The sequence below is a fragment of the Domibacillus sp. genome (genome assembly GCF_031181085.1).
Classification (GTDB): domain Bacteria; phylum Bacillota; class Bacilli; order Bacillales; family Domibacillaceae; genus Domibacillus.
This window is the reverse complement of sequence record NZ_JAPSLE010000005.1, coordinates 102667-118796: the sequence shown is the minus strand read 5'-3', so window position 1 is coordinate 118796 and position 16130 is coordinate 102667. Positions and strand designations below refer to the sequence as shown.

Below are 16130 nucleotides of genomic sequence, written 5' to 3'. Positions count from 1 at the left end.
TCTGATATCGCGGTACCACCCTTTTTAACGCGCTAGAAAAACACGCGTTCACTTCATTCAGATAACGGTAAAAACCGGTATGCCTTTACACAAATGTGGTCCAAGCACCGGCTCGGGAGGTGAACTTCGGCCAGCTCTTTTTAAAAATGCTTTCAGTCGGGGCATTTTCTTCCTAAAAAAAGAGGGATGGCGTACTTTTCTCCGTCATTGCCTTTTAATTATCAAATTTTATACTTTCTTATTATAGACAACCCATTTTTGAAATTCAATTGTTTTCCCGAAAATGATAAAGAAGGATACCGGCCGCAACCGCGACATTCAGCGACTCGCTTTGGCCGAAAATTGGAATGTAAACATTTTTGGTTGTTTTCTCAAGAAGCTCTGGACGTACGCCGTTTCCTTCATTGCCCACGAGCAGCGCAAACGGCCCTGCTTGTTCCTTTCTGTAATCAGACGCTCCTTCCAAAGCCGTTCCGTACACCGGAATATTTCGTTTTTTCAGCTCTTCAACCGCTTCGGTTAAATCTACGCTTAAAACAGGCAGGTGAAAATGGCTTCCCTGTGCCGAACGAAGCACTTTTGGATTATACAGATCAGCAGATCCATGGCTGAGCAGCACCGCATCAATTCCAGCGGCATCGGCTGTCCGGATCATCGTGCCGATATTACCCGGATCCTGCACGGCATCCAGCAGCAAAAAGCTTTTCCCTGCCGGCAGTTCCGCTGCTTCCTGTTTTTGGCATACCGCAAAAACGCCCTGGCCGTTTTCCGTATCAGAAAGCTTTTTCGCCACCTCGGCCGAAATCATGGTCACGTCGAGGCCATCTATATTCCACGATGCCGGTACTGCCGCTTCCTCTGATAAAAGAAGTTCCTTTATCTGCTCTTTGTAGCGAAGCGCTTCTTCAACGAGATGAAATCCTTCGAGCATATAAAGACCTGTTTTATCCCGTTCTTTTTTTGTCCATAGTTTATTCAGCTGTTTTATATGTGTATTATTTGCGGATTGAATGTACGTCAATGTGATTCTCCTTTCGCCGTATTCATTATAGCATTTCTCTGTATAATGGGCGCTACAGTGGTAAAAATAATCAAAACAAGGAGGGATAAACATGGATTTACGAGGCGCTATTATTCAAAATTTAAACGGACAAAATCCAAATGAATTATCGGCTGTAATTCAAGACGCGATTTCAAATGGCGAAGAAAAAACGCTGCCAGGTCTTGGTGTGATGCTTGAACTTTTCTGGAAAAAAAGCACAACAGAAGAGCAAAAAGTCGTATTAGAACGCATGTCATCTGCTCTTCAGTAACACAAAAAACCGCTCACAGCACTGTGAGCGGTTTTATTTTTAATCAAATGTAATGGTGTTAACCGTATCGCGGTCAAGGCGAAGGATTACTTCTCCAAGCAGCTTCACGGCGTTTTCATAATCATCACGGTGAAGCATGGCCGCATGAGAATGGATGTAGCGTGTAGCAATGGTAACAGACAGCGTCGGAACGCCATTGCCTGTTTTATGAATTTCCCCTGAATCTGTTCCGCCGCCTGCCATAGCGTCAAACTGGTAAGGAATATTTAATTCATCGGCTACATCCGTTACAAAGTCACGCAGTCCTTTGTGGGATACCATTGATGCATCATACAAAATAATCTGCGGACCTTTGCCCATTTTTCCCATTGCCTCTTTTTCTGTTACCCCTGGTGTATCGCCGGCAATGCCAACATCGACGCCAAATGCGATATCCGGGCCAATTTGGTGAGCGGATGTTTTCGCACCGCGCAGACCGACCTCTTCCTGTACCGTTCCAACACCGTACACGATATTCGCATGCTGTTTGTCTTTTACGTACTTCATCACATCAATGGCGATCGCACAGCCGATTCGGTTGTCCCAAGCTTTAGCCAGCAGCATTTTTTCATTGTTCATAACAGTAAATTCAAAGTAAGGAACGACCATGTCGCCAGGACGCACGCCCCATTCTGAAGCTTCTTCGCGGCTTGATGCGCCGATATCGATAAACATGTCTTTAATATCAACCGGTTTTTTGCGTGCTTCAGCCGGCAAAATGTGCGGCGGCTTTGAGCCGATCACGCCTGTAATATCTCCTTTACGCGTCACGATCGTAACGCGCTGGGCGAGCATTACCTGGCTCCACCATCCACCGACGGTTTGAAAACGAATAAACCCTTTGTCATCAATGCGTGTAACCATAAAGCCGACTTCATCCAGGTGCCCAGCCACCATGATTTTCGGGCCGTTTGCATCCCCGGTTTTTTTGGCGATCAAGCTGCCAAGGCCGTCTGTTGTCACTTCTTCCGCAAATGGCTCAATGTATTTTTGCATGACTTCCCGCGCTTCACGTTCATTCCCGGCAACCCCTTTTGCATCCGTCAGCTCTTTTAGCATCGTTAACGTTTCATCGAGTTTCTTCATTATAAGTAAAGTCCCCTTTCTTAGTAGCCCGACTGCTGGCGCTTATAGTTTACTTCATTTTTGGCGATATACGCCTGTTCCACTTCTTCTGCTGAAAATCCAAGCATATCCCCCAATGTAAAGAAACGGTCAAGCAGGGATTGATACGCTTCTTTTGTTTTATCACGGTGGAAGGTATGAACGGCTTCTGTGACAAGCAAAAACTGGTCCGTTGCCGTTTTTGCAGGCTGCTGGGACGCCGGCACTGCATCTGTCAGGTCAGCTAAAATGCCGAGTGACAGAATAAAATGTACGCCATCTACAAATTCTTCTAAAATGATTCCCCGCTCTGACGGCCCTTTTGTACTCCAAAATTTAAAGCATCTCGTTTCATTAGCCAGTTCACCAATTTCAACAAGCAGAGCGAGCACTTTTTGGTTAAACAAATCCGTTCCTTCCAGATTGTGTTCCTTTTCTATGTATGAATCGAGCCCGCGCTGCATTTCAAACAATGTATTCATATTCAAATGGCTGTTCCTCCTATCATTGCTAACACCATTAAATCCATAACGGCAAGAACCGGCATTCCGTATTTAAAGGATGCATGCTTCGTTTTATGCCGGTACGTCTGCATGGCCACCCATCCGCCCGGTGCACCGCCAAGCAAAGCCAGCAGCCAGAGCGTCCTTTCCCGGGTTCGGTACAGCCGTTTTTGCGCTTTTTTCTTATCATTTGCCATTGTTATGTAGGCAATCATATTAATAAAAATAAAATAAATGAAGACCATCACTATCTGCTCTCCTCCTTCCCTATTTTAACAAACTTTTCCCATAACAGCCTAATTTGGAGAACAAGCGAAACAAATTTTTTATCAGCCGGCTGCTTTCCTGAAGCTGATGATGTAAAAAACTGTTCATTCGGCTCGTTGCTTTTACAGGCCGTTAAACCAATAGGTATAAAAAAACCGCCCTGACGGATCAGGACGGTTTTGAGGTTATTAACCTAGTTGTTTTTTTGCAGCGTCTGCAAGCTGTGCAAATCCTTGCGCATCGCTAACAGCAAGATCAGCAAGCATTTTGCGGTTTACTTCGATACCAGCAAGCTTCAAACCGTGCATTAAACGGCTGTAAGAAAGACCGTTTGTACGAGCAGCTGCGTTAATACGAGTGATCCACAATTTGCGGAAATCACGTTTTTTGTTACGGCGATCCCGGTATGCATATTGCAGGGATTTCATAACTTGTTGGTTGGCAACTTTATATAAACGATGTTTCGAACCGAAATAACCTTTTGCTAATTTAAGAACCTTTTTACGACGTTTGCGTGTTACAGTACCGCCTTTTACGCGTGGCATACTATTTCCCTCCTAATGATGTTACGTTAATTTTCTTACAGATTGTCAAGCATGTGGCGAATGCGTTTGAAATCGCCTTTTGATACAAGAGCGCCTTTGCGCAATTTACGTTTTTGTTTTTGAGATTTGTTCGCGAACAAGTGGCTTGTGTAACCGTGTGAACGTTTCAGTTTACCTGAACCTGTTTTCTTGAAACGTTTGGCAGAACCACGGTGAGTTTTCATTTTTGGCATTTCGTCTTCCTCCTCAAACTGGTTTACTTTTCGTTTTTAGGCGCCATAATAAGGAACATACTACGGCCGTCCATTTTCGGCTTGGACTCAATAGTCGCAACTTCCTTGCACGCTTCTGCAAAGCGGTCAAGTACACGCTGGCCGATTTCTTTATGCGTAATCGCACGTCCTTTGAATCGGATCGATGCTTTTACTTTGTCACCTTTTTCCAAGAACTTAATCGCATTGCGAAGCTTGGTATTAAAATCGTGGTCATCAATCGTTGGACTGAAGCGCACTTCTTTTAATTGGATGATTTTCTGGTTTTTGCGGGCTTCCTTATCTTTCTTCTGCTGTTCGAACTTGAATTTTCCATAATCCATAATACGGGCTACAGGCGGTTTCGCGTTCGGAGCAACAAGCACAAGATCAAGATTTACGCGGGCAGCAATTTCAAGCGCTTCGCGTTTTTGTTTAATGCCGAGCTGATCGCCGTTTTGATCGATCAAGCGTACTTCACGGGCACGGATGCCTTCGTTTAAATTCATATCTTTGCTAATAACAAGCCACCTCCGGGTCATTTTAAAAACACTATTTAAAAGAGAAGCGCACTGCTGCATGAAAAAAGCGAGGCATCTAAAAGTAGATGCCCCGCTAGTAAAAAGCTGTCCAAAACAGCTTAGTCGTTTTACCATGTCAACCTGCCAACTTTTCTGTCAGACGAGGTGAGAAGCGGGTGCTTCTGCTTTCTTTTATTATGTGTTTCATTCACCTAAGTAACTATATCATATCCTCTTTCAAATGTCCAGAAGACAAATTGAAAGAACCAACGTTTTAAATAATACCATTGCTTTTTAAAAAAAACAATAGTTTTTTTCTTAACGTTTGCCTTCTTTTTGAACAAGGTCGCGGAAAGCATCAAATGACATCGTCTCAGACTGCTGTTCACCGTACTTGCGGACATTCACTGTACCGCTCTCAAGTTCTTTATCACCCACTACGAGCATGTACGGAATTTTCTTCATTTGCGATTCACGGATTTTATACCCGAGCTTTTCTTCACGGCTGTCCATTTCGACACGGATGCCGGCTGCTTTCAGCTCATCCTGTAACTTTCTTGCATAGTCATAGTGAACCTCATTGGAAACAGGAATGATTTGAACCTGAACCGGTGCAAGCCATGTCGGGAATGCTCCCTTGTATTCTTCAATCAAAAATGCAACAAAGCGTTCCATTGTGGAAACAACACCGCGGTGAATAACAACCGGACGGTGCTGCTTGCCGTCTTCACCCACATATGTTAAGTCAAAGCGTTCCGGAAGAAGGAAATCCAGCTGTACAGTAGACAAAGTTTCTTCTTTGCCAAGCGCTGTTTTCACCTGTACGTCAAGCTTCGGACCGTAGAACGCCGCTTCATCTTCTGCTTCTACGTACTCCATGCCAAGTTCATCCATTGCGTCTTTCAGCATCGCTTGTGCTTTTTCCCACATTTCATCATCATCGTAGTATTTCTCTGTGTTTTCCGGATCGCGGTAAGATAAGCGGAATGAGTAATCATTTAAGTCAAAATCTTTATAAACAGACAGGATCAGCTCGACAACACGTTTGAGTTCATCTTTGATTTGGTCTGGACGAACAAAGATGTGGGCGTCATTCAATGTCATCCCGCGAACACGCTGCAGGCCGGCAAGGGCGCCTGACATTTCATAGCGGTGCATTGTGCCAAGTTCAGCAATACGGATCGGCAGCTCGCGATAGCTGTGAATGTCATTTTTATAAATCATCATGTGATGCGGGCAGTTCATCGGGCGAAGAACAAGATCCTCGTTGTCCATTTCCATGACCGGGAACATACCATCCTGATAATGATCCCAGTGGCCGCTTGTTTTGTAAAGTTCAACACTTCCCATTACCGGTGTGTATACATGGTCATAACCGAGGCTTACTTCTTTATCGACAATGTAGCGCTCGATAATACGGCGGATGGTTGCACCTTTTGGCAGCCAAAGCGGCAGACCCTGTCCGACCTTCTGGGAATTTGTAAACAAATCAAGCTCTTTTCCAATTTTGCGGTGATCGCGCTCTTTTGCTTCTTCAATCATTTTCAAGTGATGCTCAAGATCTTCCTTTTTAAAGAAAGCCGTTCCGTAAATACGCTGAAGCATTTTATTGTCTGAATTACCACGCCAGTATGCGCCGGCAATGTTAAGCAGCTTAAATTCTTTTAGCTTTCCAGTGGACGGAACGTGTACACCGCGGCATAGATCGGTGAAATCACCCTGCTCATACAGTGTAACCGTTTCGTTCTCCGGAATTGCTTCAAGAAGCTCCAGCTTGTATTCATCATCAATTTCTTTAAAAAACTGCTCTGCTTCCGCGCGTGATACTTCTTTGCGGATAACCGGCACGTTTTCGTTAATGATTTTCTTCATTTCTTTTTCGATTTTCGGCAAATCTTCCGGTGTAATGGATTCATCTAGATCAATATCATAGTAAAAGCCGCCTTCAATAACCGGACCCACACCAAGCTTGACTTTGTCGGCTCCATAAATACGTTTGATCGACTGCGCCATCAAGTGTGCTGTACTGTGGCGAAGAACTTCAAGCGCGTCAGCATGCTCAGGTGTAATAATTTCAATAGCACCATCCTGCTCGATCGGTGTTTTTAAATCAATAAACTGTCCTGATACTTTGCCGGCAAGTGCTTTTTTACGCAGGCCCGGGCTGATCGACTGCGCAACTTCTTCCATTGTTGTTCCAGACGGAAATTCCTTTACGGCACCGTCTGGGAATGTTAATTGAATCGACATTTGTATTTCCTCCTTCTTTTTAAACGACAAAAAACCCCGCTCCTTCATAAACGAAGGGGCGAGGTTTAATCGCGGTTCCACCCAACTTTCCGGGAAATTCCCGGCTCAATTACAGTCAGATAACGGTCTGGTGCCGCCGCTTCTTACTTTCAGGTTCAGAAGCAGAGCTCGAGGGTGGTGAATTCATTTGTTTCGACGGGAAAGTTGCAGCTCATCGCTTTCCCTCTCTGTAGACGTCTCAAATGAAACATGTCCCTGTCTTCGCTTTTCATATGACGTTATTATAGTCTCCCTCTCGCTCAAAATCAAGAGTGAGTTTTAATGCCGGCGGTTCATACCGGTCAGTTCCACCGGCGTGGTCAAAAACTTAATGCGTTCCATAATGCGTGCTGCTTTCAGCTCTTCGGATTCACCGCGCTGTGAATGCGTCAGGTGATGCTCCAGCTCACTATAATTAAAGTTAGAGGTAAACAAAACCGGAAGCCCTTCAAGCATACGGTGCTGCAAAATTGTACCGAGTATATCGTCGCGAATCCAGCTCGACATCGTTTCTGCCCCAATATCGTCAATCATTAAAACAGGCGCGGATTTCACCGCTTCAATTTTCTCTCCCGTTGAATGGTCGTTAAGCGACTGTTTCATTTCACGGACAAACTCCGGAAAATAAACGATCATGGATGCAATATGCTTCTCGGCCAATTCATTGGCGATAGCACCAAATAAAAAGGATTTACCGACGCCGAATTTCCCATGTATATATAAACCTTTAGAAGCCTGCCCAGGCGCGTAGCTGTCAACAAAATCTTTTGCCATTGAAACCGCATCTATTCTGCTTTCATCATCCAGCTCCACTTGATCAAATGTAGCTTTTAAAACGTCTCCCGGCATGTAGAGGCTTTTCACGTGCCGGCGCAAATGTTTCATTTCATCATCCCGAATTTTACGAGGACAGCGCTTGTAATCCAGTTCAACTGCCTGGTAACGCATGGAAAGCTCCGGCTCAAAGCCCGGCATCATGTTCACACACCCGTCAAGAGATGGGCATTTCCCGCAGCCGCGGCTTTGGGATACATACTCATATAATTTGACCATCGCGCGTGTTACTTCCCGCTCACCAAGATTGTGTTCTTTAATAAATGTCTGGATCGTTTTGTCTGCCAGCACTTCCCGTTTTGTCTGCTCATATTGTTCTGCAAACCCGGGCGACGTTTTGATATTCCCGAGTGCTTCGTTAATCTTTTTCACCGGCCGACGCCCCCTCTTTCCGTTTTCTCAGTTCTTCCTGCAATTTGCGTTTCTTCGCTTCAAAGTCTTCGCTTTGTTTAGGCCGCTCTTTTTCTGTGTCTTTTTCTTTTTCCTTTTCCGTAAACCAGGCTGGCAGTTTTTCCTGGCGAACTGCTTTCCGGTTTCCATAGGATGATGAGGTATTCTTTGGCTTTGTCCATTCCTTCGGCTGCTTTTGTTCCGTTTTTGCCAGTTCAATACCCTCTTTGGCCGTTTTTACTTTTTTGCGTGCCCACTGGGCGGCAATTTTGTCCATAAAGCTTTTAGACAGCTTCATATTTGATTTCAGCATAACATATTGAATGAGCGCATTCATTACACCCGGCGTAAAATCGTACTGCAGCATTACCTGCTCAATAAGCTTCATATCTACGGATGAGGGCGCTTTATCTGATATATCGATCATCATTTGATAGGGGGTAACCGACTCACAATGAAGGATCAGCTTTTCTTCTTTTGTTTTCGGCTCACCCGCTTCCTTAAGCTCCTGGCTTCCCATACGCGGTGTCATGTCTGGAAGGCGCCCGCCTGATTCAAACTGATAGGCATTACGCGCAGATTTCCGAAGTTCCTCCACCTCAATTTCATCCTGCTCGTTTATCGAAGACAAAACCAGGTTCTTCATATCAAGCGGTTGAATGCCATATAAAAAAGACAATTTTTTAATCGTTTCTTTAATAAAAGGTGTGAGGGCAGATGCCGGAATCAGGGCGTCTTTAAGAGCCCTTTCAAGCGCTGAAAAGTCAAAGGATTCATTTAAAACAGGTCCTGTTTTGGTTCCTTTTGAAGCGAGGCGGGTACCCGGCTCCGGCGCACTGTCTATTTCTGCTTCCTGCATTTCTGTATACCCTGTTGAAAAAACGTCCGGAAAAGCATGGGTCACATCCTGATAATCAGGCGACTTCGGCTCCCGGTCGCAAAATATCCGCTTCAGCCTCAAAAAATGAGGACGTCCAATTTTCCGGTATAAAAAAACGTTTAAAAGACCGTCTGTAAAAAATTGATCTGGAGCAAGAGGCGGCAGCAGCTCATAAAGAAATTCGCGGTTTTCTCCTGTTTTTTTCACATACGTTTTCAGTAAGCCAATCCCTTCCAGCTTAAGCCGGTCTTCGTATATTTGCTGCGGACTGCAGCCAAGTGTATTCATTAAATGATAGTGCAGGGCACTCTCAGACGACAGCTTGCCATCCTCTACTTCCGCATACATGGTCATGTATAAGCTGAGTGCCTGGGCACCGATCAGCGGCTGGTACAACAGCGCAACCACTTTTTGTTCAAGGCTGTCTACACAGCCGGACACTGTCACCCTGTAAGCATCGGCGGGCTGCATTTCATTCCAGTGCCGATTCATATTCTTCACCTCAAAGTTTCTTAAATAAGAAGAAAAAAGCCCGGAGCTCTGTCTCTCCCGGGAGTTTATTTTTCTTTGTTAATAATTTCTTTTAATTCATCCAAAAATACGTTAATATCTTTGAATTGCCGGTACACGGACGCAAAACGGACATACGCTACTTCATCAATTTCTGCAAGGCGGTCCATGACCATTTCACCGATTGCATCTGACTGCACTTCCGATACACCTTTTGAGCGCAGTTCTTGTTCGATATCAGCGGTCATTTTTTCAAGCGTTCCAAGCGGCACCGGGCGCTTCTCGCATGCTTTTATCAATCCGCGAAGCATTTTCTCGCGGTTAAATTCTTCGCGCATTCCTTCTTTTTTTACAACGATGAGCGGCATGTGCTCTACGCGTTCAAAAGTCGTAAACCGGTAGCCGCATTTTTCACATTCACGGCGCCGGCGGATGGAATGCCCGTCATCTGCCGGGCGCGAATCGACAACTTTCGTCCCGTTAAAACGGCAGTCAGGGCAAATCATGGCTTTAATCAACTCCGATTTTATTTATATCCTGCAATGTGCTGGTTTCGTTCTTACTCATTATCATACTAAAAAAGAGACCTTATGAAAATAAAAAAGAGGTGTATGAAAGTTCATACACCTCTTTTTGCTTACACATTTGCAGTTTCTTTAAGTTGCGTGCGTACCGGACCCATACCACGCGGCATCTCAATTGTTTCGCGTGTTTCAGCTTCAAGTGCATCTGCAATATAGTTTGCAGCAATGTTCGGATCAAGATCCCCACATGTATAAACATCAATACTTGCATATCCATGTTCCGGGAAGCTGTGAATCGTTAAATGAGACTCGGAGATAATGACGACTCCACTTACTCCTTGAGGAGCAAACTTGTGGAACGCGACTTCGCGAATTTCCGCACCTGATTTAAGAGCGGCGTCGACAAATGTTCTCTCGATGACTTCCATATCGTTTAATTTGTCAAAATTGCAGCCCCATAATTCTGAAATGACGTGACGACCCATTGTTTCCATGATCGTTCCCCCTTTTACAAAGTAGTTTTTGAATCAATTGTAAAAGTGATCACTGCCACGGGGGAAAGTTAGTCCGAAGAGGTCCTAACCCTTTAAGCATTTATTTCACAAAGTTGAGTATACGACCTGTCAAAACATTTTGCAACAAGTTTCTTTATTTTTTTCATAGAAAAAAGCCTCGGCGGGTACCGGGGCTTATGTATGAGACAATTAAGCTGAAATATAAACTTTTTTCTTCATTTGTTCTGCCACAAACTGAACAAGATCGACAACACGACATGAGTAACCCCATTCATTATCGTACCAGGCAAGCACTTTTACTTTTGTTTCGCCCATGACCATCGTAGTCAGGCCATCGATCGTAGAAGAATGAGGGTTTGTATTAAAATCAACCGATACAAGCGGCTCTTCTGTAAAACCAAGAATACCATTTAATGGACCTGCCGCTGCTTTTTGAAAGGCTTCGTTTACTTCTTCTGCCGTTACTGGCTTTTTCACATCGACTACCAAGTCTACCAGTGAAACATTAGATGTTGGCACACGCAGGGCCATTCCATGCACTTTTCCTTTTAACTGCGGCAGCACCAGAGAAAGTGCTTTTGCTGCTCCTGTCGAAGTCGGAATAATAGACTGAGCGCAGGCACGGGCGCGGCGAAGATCTTTATGCGGGTTATCAATATTTTTTTGATCATTTGTGTACGCATGAACGGTTGTCATCAATCCATTTTCAATACCGAATTGATCATCCAATACTTTTGCGACCGGTGCAAGGCAATTTGTTGTGCAGGATGCATTGGAAATAATATGGTGTTTGTCAATATCAAGTACTTCTTCATTAACCCCCATCACAATAGTGACGTCTTCTTCTTTGCCCGGTGCCGTTAAAATGACTTTTTTTGCACCTGCCTGCAGGTGAAGGGCCGCTTTTTCACGGGCATTAAATTTACCTGTTGCTTCAATTACAATTTCTACTCCAAGTTTGTCCCATGGAAGCTCAAGCGGGTCACGGCTGGACAGAAGCTGTACGCGCTTTCCATTTATAATAAGCGCTTTTTCTTCAACTTCGATATCCCCTTCGAACTTTCCGTGATTCGTGTCGTATTTAAGCAAATGTGCAAGGGTTTCCGCCGGATAGCTGGCGTTTACCGCAATAATATCAAGGTTGTCTTCTAAAATAGCTTTACGAAATACCATACGGCCAATACGTCCAAATCCATTAATGGCTACTTTTGCTTTTGTCATAAATAAGGCCCTCCCGCTAATAATGTTATACTTTATATTGATTAACTGAATTTAGTATAACATATTAAACGGAAAATGGAACAAAAAATGTCCCACTAATTTTAAAAAATTTATAAAGGGACAAAAAAAGACCCGATTAAGAATCGAGTCCTAATCGGGTCAGCCACTGCTCAAGCTGCTTTGCAGTTTCTTCTTTTGTACCACTGTTATTGATGATATCATCAGCCAGCTCTTTTTTTTCTTCAATTGGCATTTGAGATTGAATGCGGGCAGATGCTTCTTCTTCCGTGTACCCGTTTCGGTTCATCAGCCTCTGCAATTGAACAGCAGGATCAGTATAAACAAGCAGCGTGCGGTCTGCCATCCAGGTAAGCTTGCTTTCGAAAAGAAGGGGGATATCAAACATAATGGTTTTGTATCCCTTCTGGACAGCTTTATCCTTCTCAGCCATCATCCAGGCCCGCACGGCAGGATGTACAATTTCATTCAGCTGCTTTCGCTTCGCTTCATCATGAAAAATAATCGAGCCGAGCTTTTGCCGGTTTAATGATCCATCCGCGCTTAACACATCACTGCCAAATGTGTCGACAATTCCCTGCAAAGCTGGCTGTCCCGGCTCTACAACGGCACGGGCGGCAATATCAGCATCTATAACAGGGAAGCCTTTTTCTTTTAACATATTGCTGACCGTACTTTTCCCAGTTGCAATGCCGCCTGTTAATCCAATAATCATAGCGGACGCTCCAGCGGCTGGCAGTTCAGGCATATATGCGTGCCGCGCCCGCCTGTTTTCGTTTTTACAATTTCTGCTCCGCACTCCACACATGCTTCTCCGGCACGTCCATATACATTTAATACTTCCTGGAAGGTCCCTTTTTGTCCCTGGCTGTTTACATATGTGCGAATCGTACTTCCGCCCCGCTCTACCGCTTCTGCCAGTACGGCGACCGTATGCTGGTGAATCTCTGCCGCTTCTTCCTTTGTAATCGTCTGGCCGAGCCGATGCGGATGCACGCGGGAACGAAACAGCACTTCGTCCACATAAATGTTGCCAAGCCCTGTTACAATCACTTGATCTAAAAGGGCTGTTTTTACCTGGCGTGATGTTTTTTGCAGCTTTTCATATAAATGATCGGCTGTAAAGTGTTCATCAAACGGCTCAGGACCGAGCCCTTTCAGCGAAGCCAGCTCGTGTTCGGCACCTTTCGCCGTTAAATGCATCGTACCGAATTTACGAACGTCCCGATACCGAAGCTCCGTACCATCCGTGAATGAAAAAACAACATGAGTATGAGGGGCTTCAGGCTCCGCAGCTTCATTTACACTAAACTTGCCTTCCATACGTAAATGGGAAATAAGCGCGTAATGATCGAGCTGAAAAATTAAAAATTTCCCCCTCCGATCGATGGACTGAATGGTTTCACCAATCAATGCGTCGCGAAAAGCGTCCGCCTCGGGCTGTTTGATCATTTTCGGCCAGCGCACATCAACGCCGGCAATTGTTTTGCCCGCCGCCAGCTCGCTCAGCGTACGGCGGACCGTTTCTACTTCTGGTAATTCCGGCATGTTTCTCTCTCCTTACTTCGCATCATACCATGTTGGCCCAAATGAATAATCTACCTTCAGCGGGACATCGAGCTCAAAAGCATGCTCCATGACATCCGGCACAATTTGTTCCATTTGTTTGATTTCTTCCTTTGGCACATCAAAAATCAATTCATCATGCACCTGCAGCAGCAGTTTGGATGTTAAGCCTTCTCTCTCAAGACGTTCAGCAACGTCAATCATCGCTTTTTTAATAATATCTGCTGCGCTTCCTTGAATCGGTGTGTTCATCGCCGTACGTTCCCCAAATGAACGCAGGTTAAAGTTTCGACTGGTAACTTCCGGAATGTAACGCCGGCGGTTTAACAATGTCGTCACATAGCCTTTTTCTTTGGCCTGGCGAATGGCCGTATCCATATATTCTTTTACACCTGGATAGGTGTTTAAATACCGTTCGATAAAAGCGGCTGCATCCTTTCGTGTAATGCCAAGACTTTGAGACAAGCCGTAATCGCTTATGCCGTAAACAATGCCGAAGTTAACGGCTTTTGCCTGGCGCCGCATGTTCGATGTTACTCCGTCTTCATCTACATGAAAAACTTCCATAGCCGTGGCCGTATGAATATCAAGTCCCTGCTGAAAAGCTTCAATCAGTTTTTCATCGCCGCTTATATGTGCCAGCACCCGCAGCTCAATTTGAGAGTAGTCGGCAGCAAACATAACAGAATCCTTTTTTTCCGGCACGAATGCCTGTCGGATTTTCCGTCCTTCTTCAAGCCGGATCGGAATGTTTTGCAGGTTAGGATCAGTAGAGCTTAACCGTCCCGTCTGAGTCAAAGCCTGATTAAAGCGGGTATGGATTTTATGTGTATCCGGGTCTGCTACTTTCAGCAGTCCTTCAATATACGTAGACTGCAATTTGCCGATTTGTCGGTAATCTAAAATATGCTGCACAATTTCATGTGACGGCGCCAATTTTTCAAGAACGTCCGCCGAAGTTGAGTACCCGGTTTTTGTTTTTTTAACCGGCGGAAGACCGAGCTTTTCAAACAAAATAACGCCAAGCTGCTTCGGTGAATTTATATTAAAGTCCGTTCCAGCCAGCTGGTGAATCGTTTGTTCCATTTGTGCAAGCCGTTTTTTCAGCTCGGTTCCCATTTCATTTAACCGGTCCATATCAACCCGCACGCCTTCCGATTCCATGTCGGCTAAAATGAGGGCAAGAGGAAGCTCCAAGTCATCAAACAATTCATTTTGGTCGTTTTCAGTCAGCTCCTGCCGGCATGTGTCATCAAGCCGGCTTAACGCTTCTGCTTTTGCACTAATATGCTTCGCATAAACAGCTTCGTCTGGAAGAGCTAGTTTTGCCCCTTTCCCATAAACGGTTTCATCCGATGCGATGCCTGTTTCCCCATGCAGCTTTGCTACAGCAGCGAAATCTTCCGGTGATTCAGATGGGTTAATTAAATAAGACGCCAAAAACACATCAAAATCGACACCGGCTAACTCGATCCCCGAACGCCGCAGCGCAATGACCGTTCTTTTTGCATCATAAACAGTTTTTCGGGCAGACGGGTTTTCCGCCCACTGCTTAAATGCCAGAGAAGACACAGCCGTTTCGCCCGGCAGAAAAATGGTTTTCCCACTTCCCGACACAGCAATACCGGCAATTGGCGCCCGGTGGTAGTTCACATCGAGCATTTCTATATATACAGCGTCCGCTTGTTCAAAATGAGACGCCTGCGGCTCCCTTACAATGGTAAAATCCACGTCTGCTGCTGGTTCGGCTTCCTCCGTACGCTGAATACCGTCAAGCAATGACTTAAATTCGAGATCCCGGTATAAATCATACAATTTATCCTGGTCTGCCCCCTGATAAGCAAGTCGTTCGACTCCGAGCTCCATAGGCACCGTCCGTAAGATCGTTGCAAGTTGCTTGCTCATGATTGCTTTATCTTTATGTTCAACAAGCTTTTCCTTGAGCTTTGCGCCGCTAACCTCATCAATAGACTGGATCAATTCTTCAACAGAGTGAAACTGCTTTAACAGTTTAATCGCTGTTTTTTCACCGATACCCGGCACCCCAGGGATATTGTCGGAAGCATCTCCCATCAGCCCCTTCATGTCTATGATCTGCATCGGTGCCAGGCCATATTTTTCTTCAATATGTTCAGGTGTATATTCTTCAATATCTGTAATGCCTTTGCGTGTAATGCATACAGTCGTTTTGTCTGTAGCGAGCTGTGTTAAATCTTTGTCGCCCGAATATATTTTAACCGTATATCCTTCTTTTTCTGCTTGAAGAGACAATGTCCCGATAATGTCATCGGCTTCATAGTTTTCCAATTCAAAGTAAGGAATACTGTACGCTTTCAGCAGTTCGCGCACATAAGAAAATTGTTCAGACAGCTCGGGCGGCGTTTTTTGGCGCGTCCCTTTATATTCTGTAAATGTTTTGTGGCGAAAAGTCGTTTTACCCGCATCGAAGGCAACCAGTATATGAGTCGGCTGTTCGTCTTTCACCATTTTATTAAGCATCATCGCAAAGCCATATACGGCATTTGTATGCACACCTTTTGAATTACTTAAAAGCGGCAATGCAAAAAAAGCCCGATACGCAATGCTGTTTCCGTCAATAAGCACTAATTTTTTATTCATACATCCTCCTTGGCATTCATAGTACATGCACCTCAAAAAGCGCCAGGCGCCCCTTATCGGCAGCAGGCGTAAGAATGGAGCAAAAGTTGACAGCATCCGGCTGCAGTACCTTGTAACCCCTTCTCCTGTAAGCCCTCAGACACCCGGCACTACACATTCATCAGTAAAAAAGCCGTTGTTTTTCTTTTTTATTCTACCATGCACGGCAGAAAAAAAGAAAA

17 protein-coding genes and 3 other annotated features (1 of these 20 running past the window's edge) are annotated in these 16130 nt (G+C 44.9%); of the genes, 1 reads left to right on the top strand and 16 read right to left on the bottom strand.

Going from position 1 to position 16130, the window contains the following annotated elements; translation table 11 throughout:
- Positions 1-217 (bottom strand) — a binding site (T-box leader) (it extends 15 nt beyond the left edge of the window).
- A gap of 48 nt (positions 218-265) precedes the next feature.
- Positions 266-1021, bottom strand: coding sequence for a TrmH family RNA methyltransferase (locus RIN81_RS09485; RefSeq protein ID WP_309089581.1), 756 nt, complete (start codon positions 1019-1021; stop codon positions 266-268).
- Between the two features lie 91 nt (positions 1022-1112).
- Between RIN81_RS09485 and sspI the strand changes: the two genes are divergently transcribed.
- Positions 1113-1313 carry a small acid-soluble spore protein SspI gene (gene sspI / locus RIN81_RS09480; protein ID WP_242233285.1) on the top strand — a complete coding sequence of 67 codons (201 nt, stop codon included), beginning with the start codon at positions 1113-1115 and terminating at the stop codon, positions 1311-1313.
- Positions 1314-1352: 39 nt separating this feature from the next.
- On the opposite strand, the gene RIN81_RS09475 is transcribed toward sspI, so the two are convergent.
- The 15 genes from RIN81_RS09475 to polA all read right to left on the bottom strand — a co-directional run bounded on the left by RIN81_RS09475 (position 1353) and on the right by polA (position 15909).
- Positions 1353-2438 carry a M42 family metallopeptidase gene (locus RIN81_RS09475; protein ID WP_309089579.1) on the bottom strand — a complete coding sequence of 362 codons (1086 nt, stop codon included), beginning with the start codon at positions 2436-2438 and terminating at the stop codon, positions 1353-1355.
- A 20-nt stretch (positions 2439-2458) separates the two neighbouring features.
- Positions 2459-2944 carry a dUTP diphosphatase gene (locus RIN81_RS09470; protein WP_251269633.1) on the bottom strand — a complete coding sequence of 162 codons (486 nt, stop codon included), beginning with the start codon at positions 2942-2944 and terminating at the stop codon, positions 2459-2461.
- Complete coding sequence (locus RIN81_RS09465; RefSeq protein ID WP_242233481.1) at positions 2941-3204, bottom strand: DUF1294 domain-containing protein; 264 nt, start codon at positions 3202-3204, stop codon at positions 2941-2943. The genes RIN81_RS09470 and RIN81_RS09465 overlap by 4 nt, the downstream gene beginning before the upstream one ends.
- 210 nt (positions 3205-3414) lie before the next feature.
- Positions 3415-3771 carry a 50S ribosomal protein L20 gene (gene rplT / locus RIN81_RS09460; protein WP_242233282.1) on the bottom strand — a complete coding sequence of 119 codons (357 nt, stop codon included), beginning with the start codon at positions 3769-3771 and terminating at the stop codon, positions 3415-3417.
- A gap of 35 nt (positions 3772-3806) precedes the next feature.
- Positions 3807-4004, bottom strand: coding sequence for a 50S ribosomal protein L35 (gene rpmI, locus RIN81_RS09455; RefSeq protein WP_242233281.1), 198 nt, complete (start codon positions 4002-4004; stop codon positions 3807-3809).
- Between the two features lie 23 nt (positions 4005-4027).
- Positions 4028-4564 (bottom strand): translation initiation factor IF-3, encoded by a 537-nt coding sequence (gene infC, locus RIN81_RS09450; RefSeq protein ID WP_251269634.1) that lies wholly within the window; start codon positions 4562-4564, stop codon positions 4028-4030.
- Between the two features lie 34 nt (positions 4565-4598).
- Positions 4599-4737, bottom strand: a sequence feature (ribosomal protein L20 leader region).
- A gap of 124 nt (positions 4738-4861) precedes the next feature.
- Positions 4862-6793, bottom strand: coding sequence for a threonine--tRNA ligase (gene thrS / locus RIN81_RS09445; RefSeq protein ID WP_309089576.1), 1932 nt, complete (start codon positions 6791-6793; stop codon positions 4862-4864).
- A gap of 51 nt (positions 6794-6844) precedes the next feature.
- Positions 6845-7064: a binding site (T-box leader), on the bottom strand.
- A gap of 47 nt (positions 7065-7111) precedes the next feature.
- On the bottom strand, positions 7112-8038 hold the full coding sequence (gene dnaI, locus RIN81_RS09440; protein WP_309089574.1) for a primosomal protein DnaI: 927 nt from the start codon (positions 8036-8038) through the stop codon (positions 7112-7114).
- Positions 8025-9428, bottom strand: a complete 1404-nt coding sequence (locus tag RIN81_RS09435; RefSeq protein WP_309089572.1) for a replication initiation and membrane attachment family protein — start codon at positions 9426-9428, stop codon at positions 8025-8027. Before RIN81_RS09435 ends, dnaI begins: the two co-directional genes overlap by 14 nt.
- A 65-nt stretch (positions 9429-9493) precedes the next feature.
- Positions 9494-9952 (bottom strand): transcriptional regulator NrdR, encoded by a 459-nt coding sequence (gene nrdR, locus RIN81_RS09430; protein WP_242233276.1) that lies wholly within the window; start codon positions 9950-9952, stop codon positions 9494-9496.
- Positions 9953-10083: 131 nt separating this feature from the next.
- Positions 10084-10464: an adenosylmethionine decarboxylase gene (gene speD, locus RIN81_RS09425; protein WP_242233275.1), complete on the bottom strand. Its 381-nt coding sequence runs from the start codon at positions 10462-10464 to the stop codon at positions 10084-10086.
- 210 nt (positions 10465-10674) lie between these two features.
- Positions 10675-11706 (bottom strand): glyceraldehyde-3-phosphate dehydrogenase, encoded by a 1032-nt coding sequence (locus tag RIN81_RS09420; RefSeq protein WP_309089570.1) that lies wholly within the window; start codon positions 11704-11706, stop codon positions 10675-10677.
- Between the two features lie 136 nt (positions 11707-11842).
- A complete protein-coding gene (coaE, locus tag RIN81_RS09415) occupies positions 11843-12439 on the bottom strand; it encodes a dephospho-CoA kinase (RefSeq protein ID WP_309089568.1) in 597 nt (198 codons plus the stop codon).
- Positions 12436-13272, bottom strand: coding sequence for a DNA-formamidopyrimidine glycosylase (gene mutM / locus RIN81_RS09410; RefSeq protein WP_309089566.1), 837 nt, complete (start codon positions 13270-13272; stop codon positions 12436-12438). The genes coaE and mutM overlap by 4 nt, the downstream gene beginning before the upstream one ends.
- A gap of 12 nt (positions 13273-13284) precedes the next feature.
- Positions 13285-15909: a DNA polymerase I gene (gene polA / locus RIN81_RS09405; protein WP_309089564.1), complete on the bottom strand. Its 2625-nt coding sequence runs from the start codon at positions 15907-15909 to the stop codon at positions 13285-13287.
- Between the last annotated feature and the right edge of the window lie 221 nt (positions 15910-16130).

Excerpts from the sequence above, each read along its gene's own strand:
- RIN81_RS09475 (WP_309089579.1), bottom strand. The coding sequence starts at position 2,438 with ATGAAGAAACTCGATGAAACGTTAACGATGCTAAAAGAGCTGACGGAT.
- sspI (WP_242233285.1), top strand. The coding sequence starts at position 1,113 with ATGGATTTACGAGGCGCTATTATTCAAAATTTAAACGGACAAAATCCA.
- RIN81_RS09435 (WP_309089572.1), bottom strand. The coding sequence starts at position 9,428 with ATGAATCGGCACTGGAATGAAATGCAGCCCGCCGATGCTTACAGGGTG.
- nrdR (WP_242233276.1), bottom strand. The coding sequence starts at position 9,952 with ATGATTTGCCCTGACTGCCGTTTTAACGGGACGAAAGTTGTCGATTCG.
- rplT (WP_242233282.1), bottom strand. The coding sequence starts at position 3,771 with ATGCCACGCGTAAAAGGCGGTACTGTAACACGCAAACGTCGTAAAAAG.
- thrS (WP_309089576.1), bottom strand. The coding sequence starts at position 6,793 with ATGTCGATTCAATTAACATTCCCAGACGGTGCCGTAAAGGAATTTCCG.
- rpmI (WP_242233281.1), bottom strand. The coding sequence starts at position 4,004 with ATGCCAAAAATGAAAACTCACCGTGGTTCTGCCAAACGTTTCAAGAAA.
- coaE (WP_309089568.1), bottom strand. The coding sequence starts at position 12,439 with ATGATTATTGGATTAACAGGCGGCATTGCAACTGGGAAAAGTACGGTC.
- infC (WP_251269634.1), bottom strand. The coding sequence starts at position 4,564 with ATGACCCGGAGGTGGCTTGTTATTAGCAAAGATATGAATTTAAACGAA.
- RIN81_RS09420 (WP_309089570.1), bottom strand. The coding sequence starts at position 11,706 with ATGACAAAAGCAAAAGTAGCCATTAATGGATTTGGACGTATTGGCCGT.
- speD (WP_242233275.1), bottom strand. The coding sequence starts at position 10,464 with ATGGAAACAATGGGTCGTCACGTCATTTCAGAATTATGGGGCTGCAAT.
- RIN81_RS09465 (WP_242233481.1), bottom strand. The coding sequence starts at position 3,204 with ATGGTCTTCATTTATTTTATTTTTATTAATATGATTGCCTACATAACA.
- polA (WP_309089564.1), bottom strand. The coding sequence starts at position 15,909 with ATGAATAAAAAATTAGTGCTTATTGACGGAAACAGCATTGCGTATCGG.
- mutM (WP_309089566.1), bottom strand. The coding sequence starts at position 13,272 with ATGCCGGAATTACCAGAAGTAGAAACGGTCCGCCGTACGCTGAGCGAG.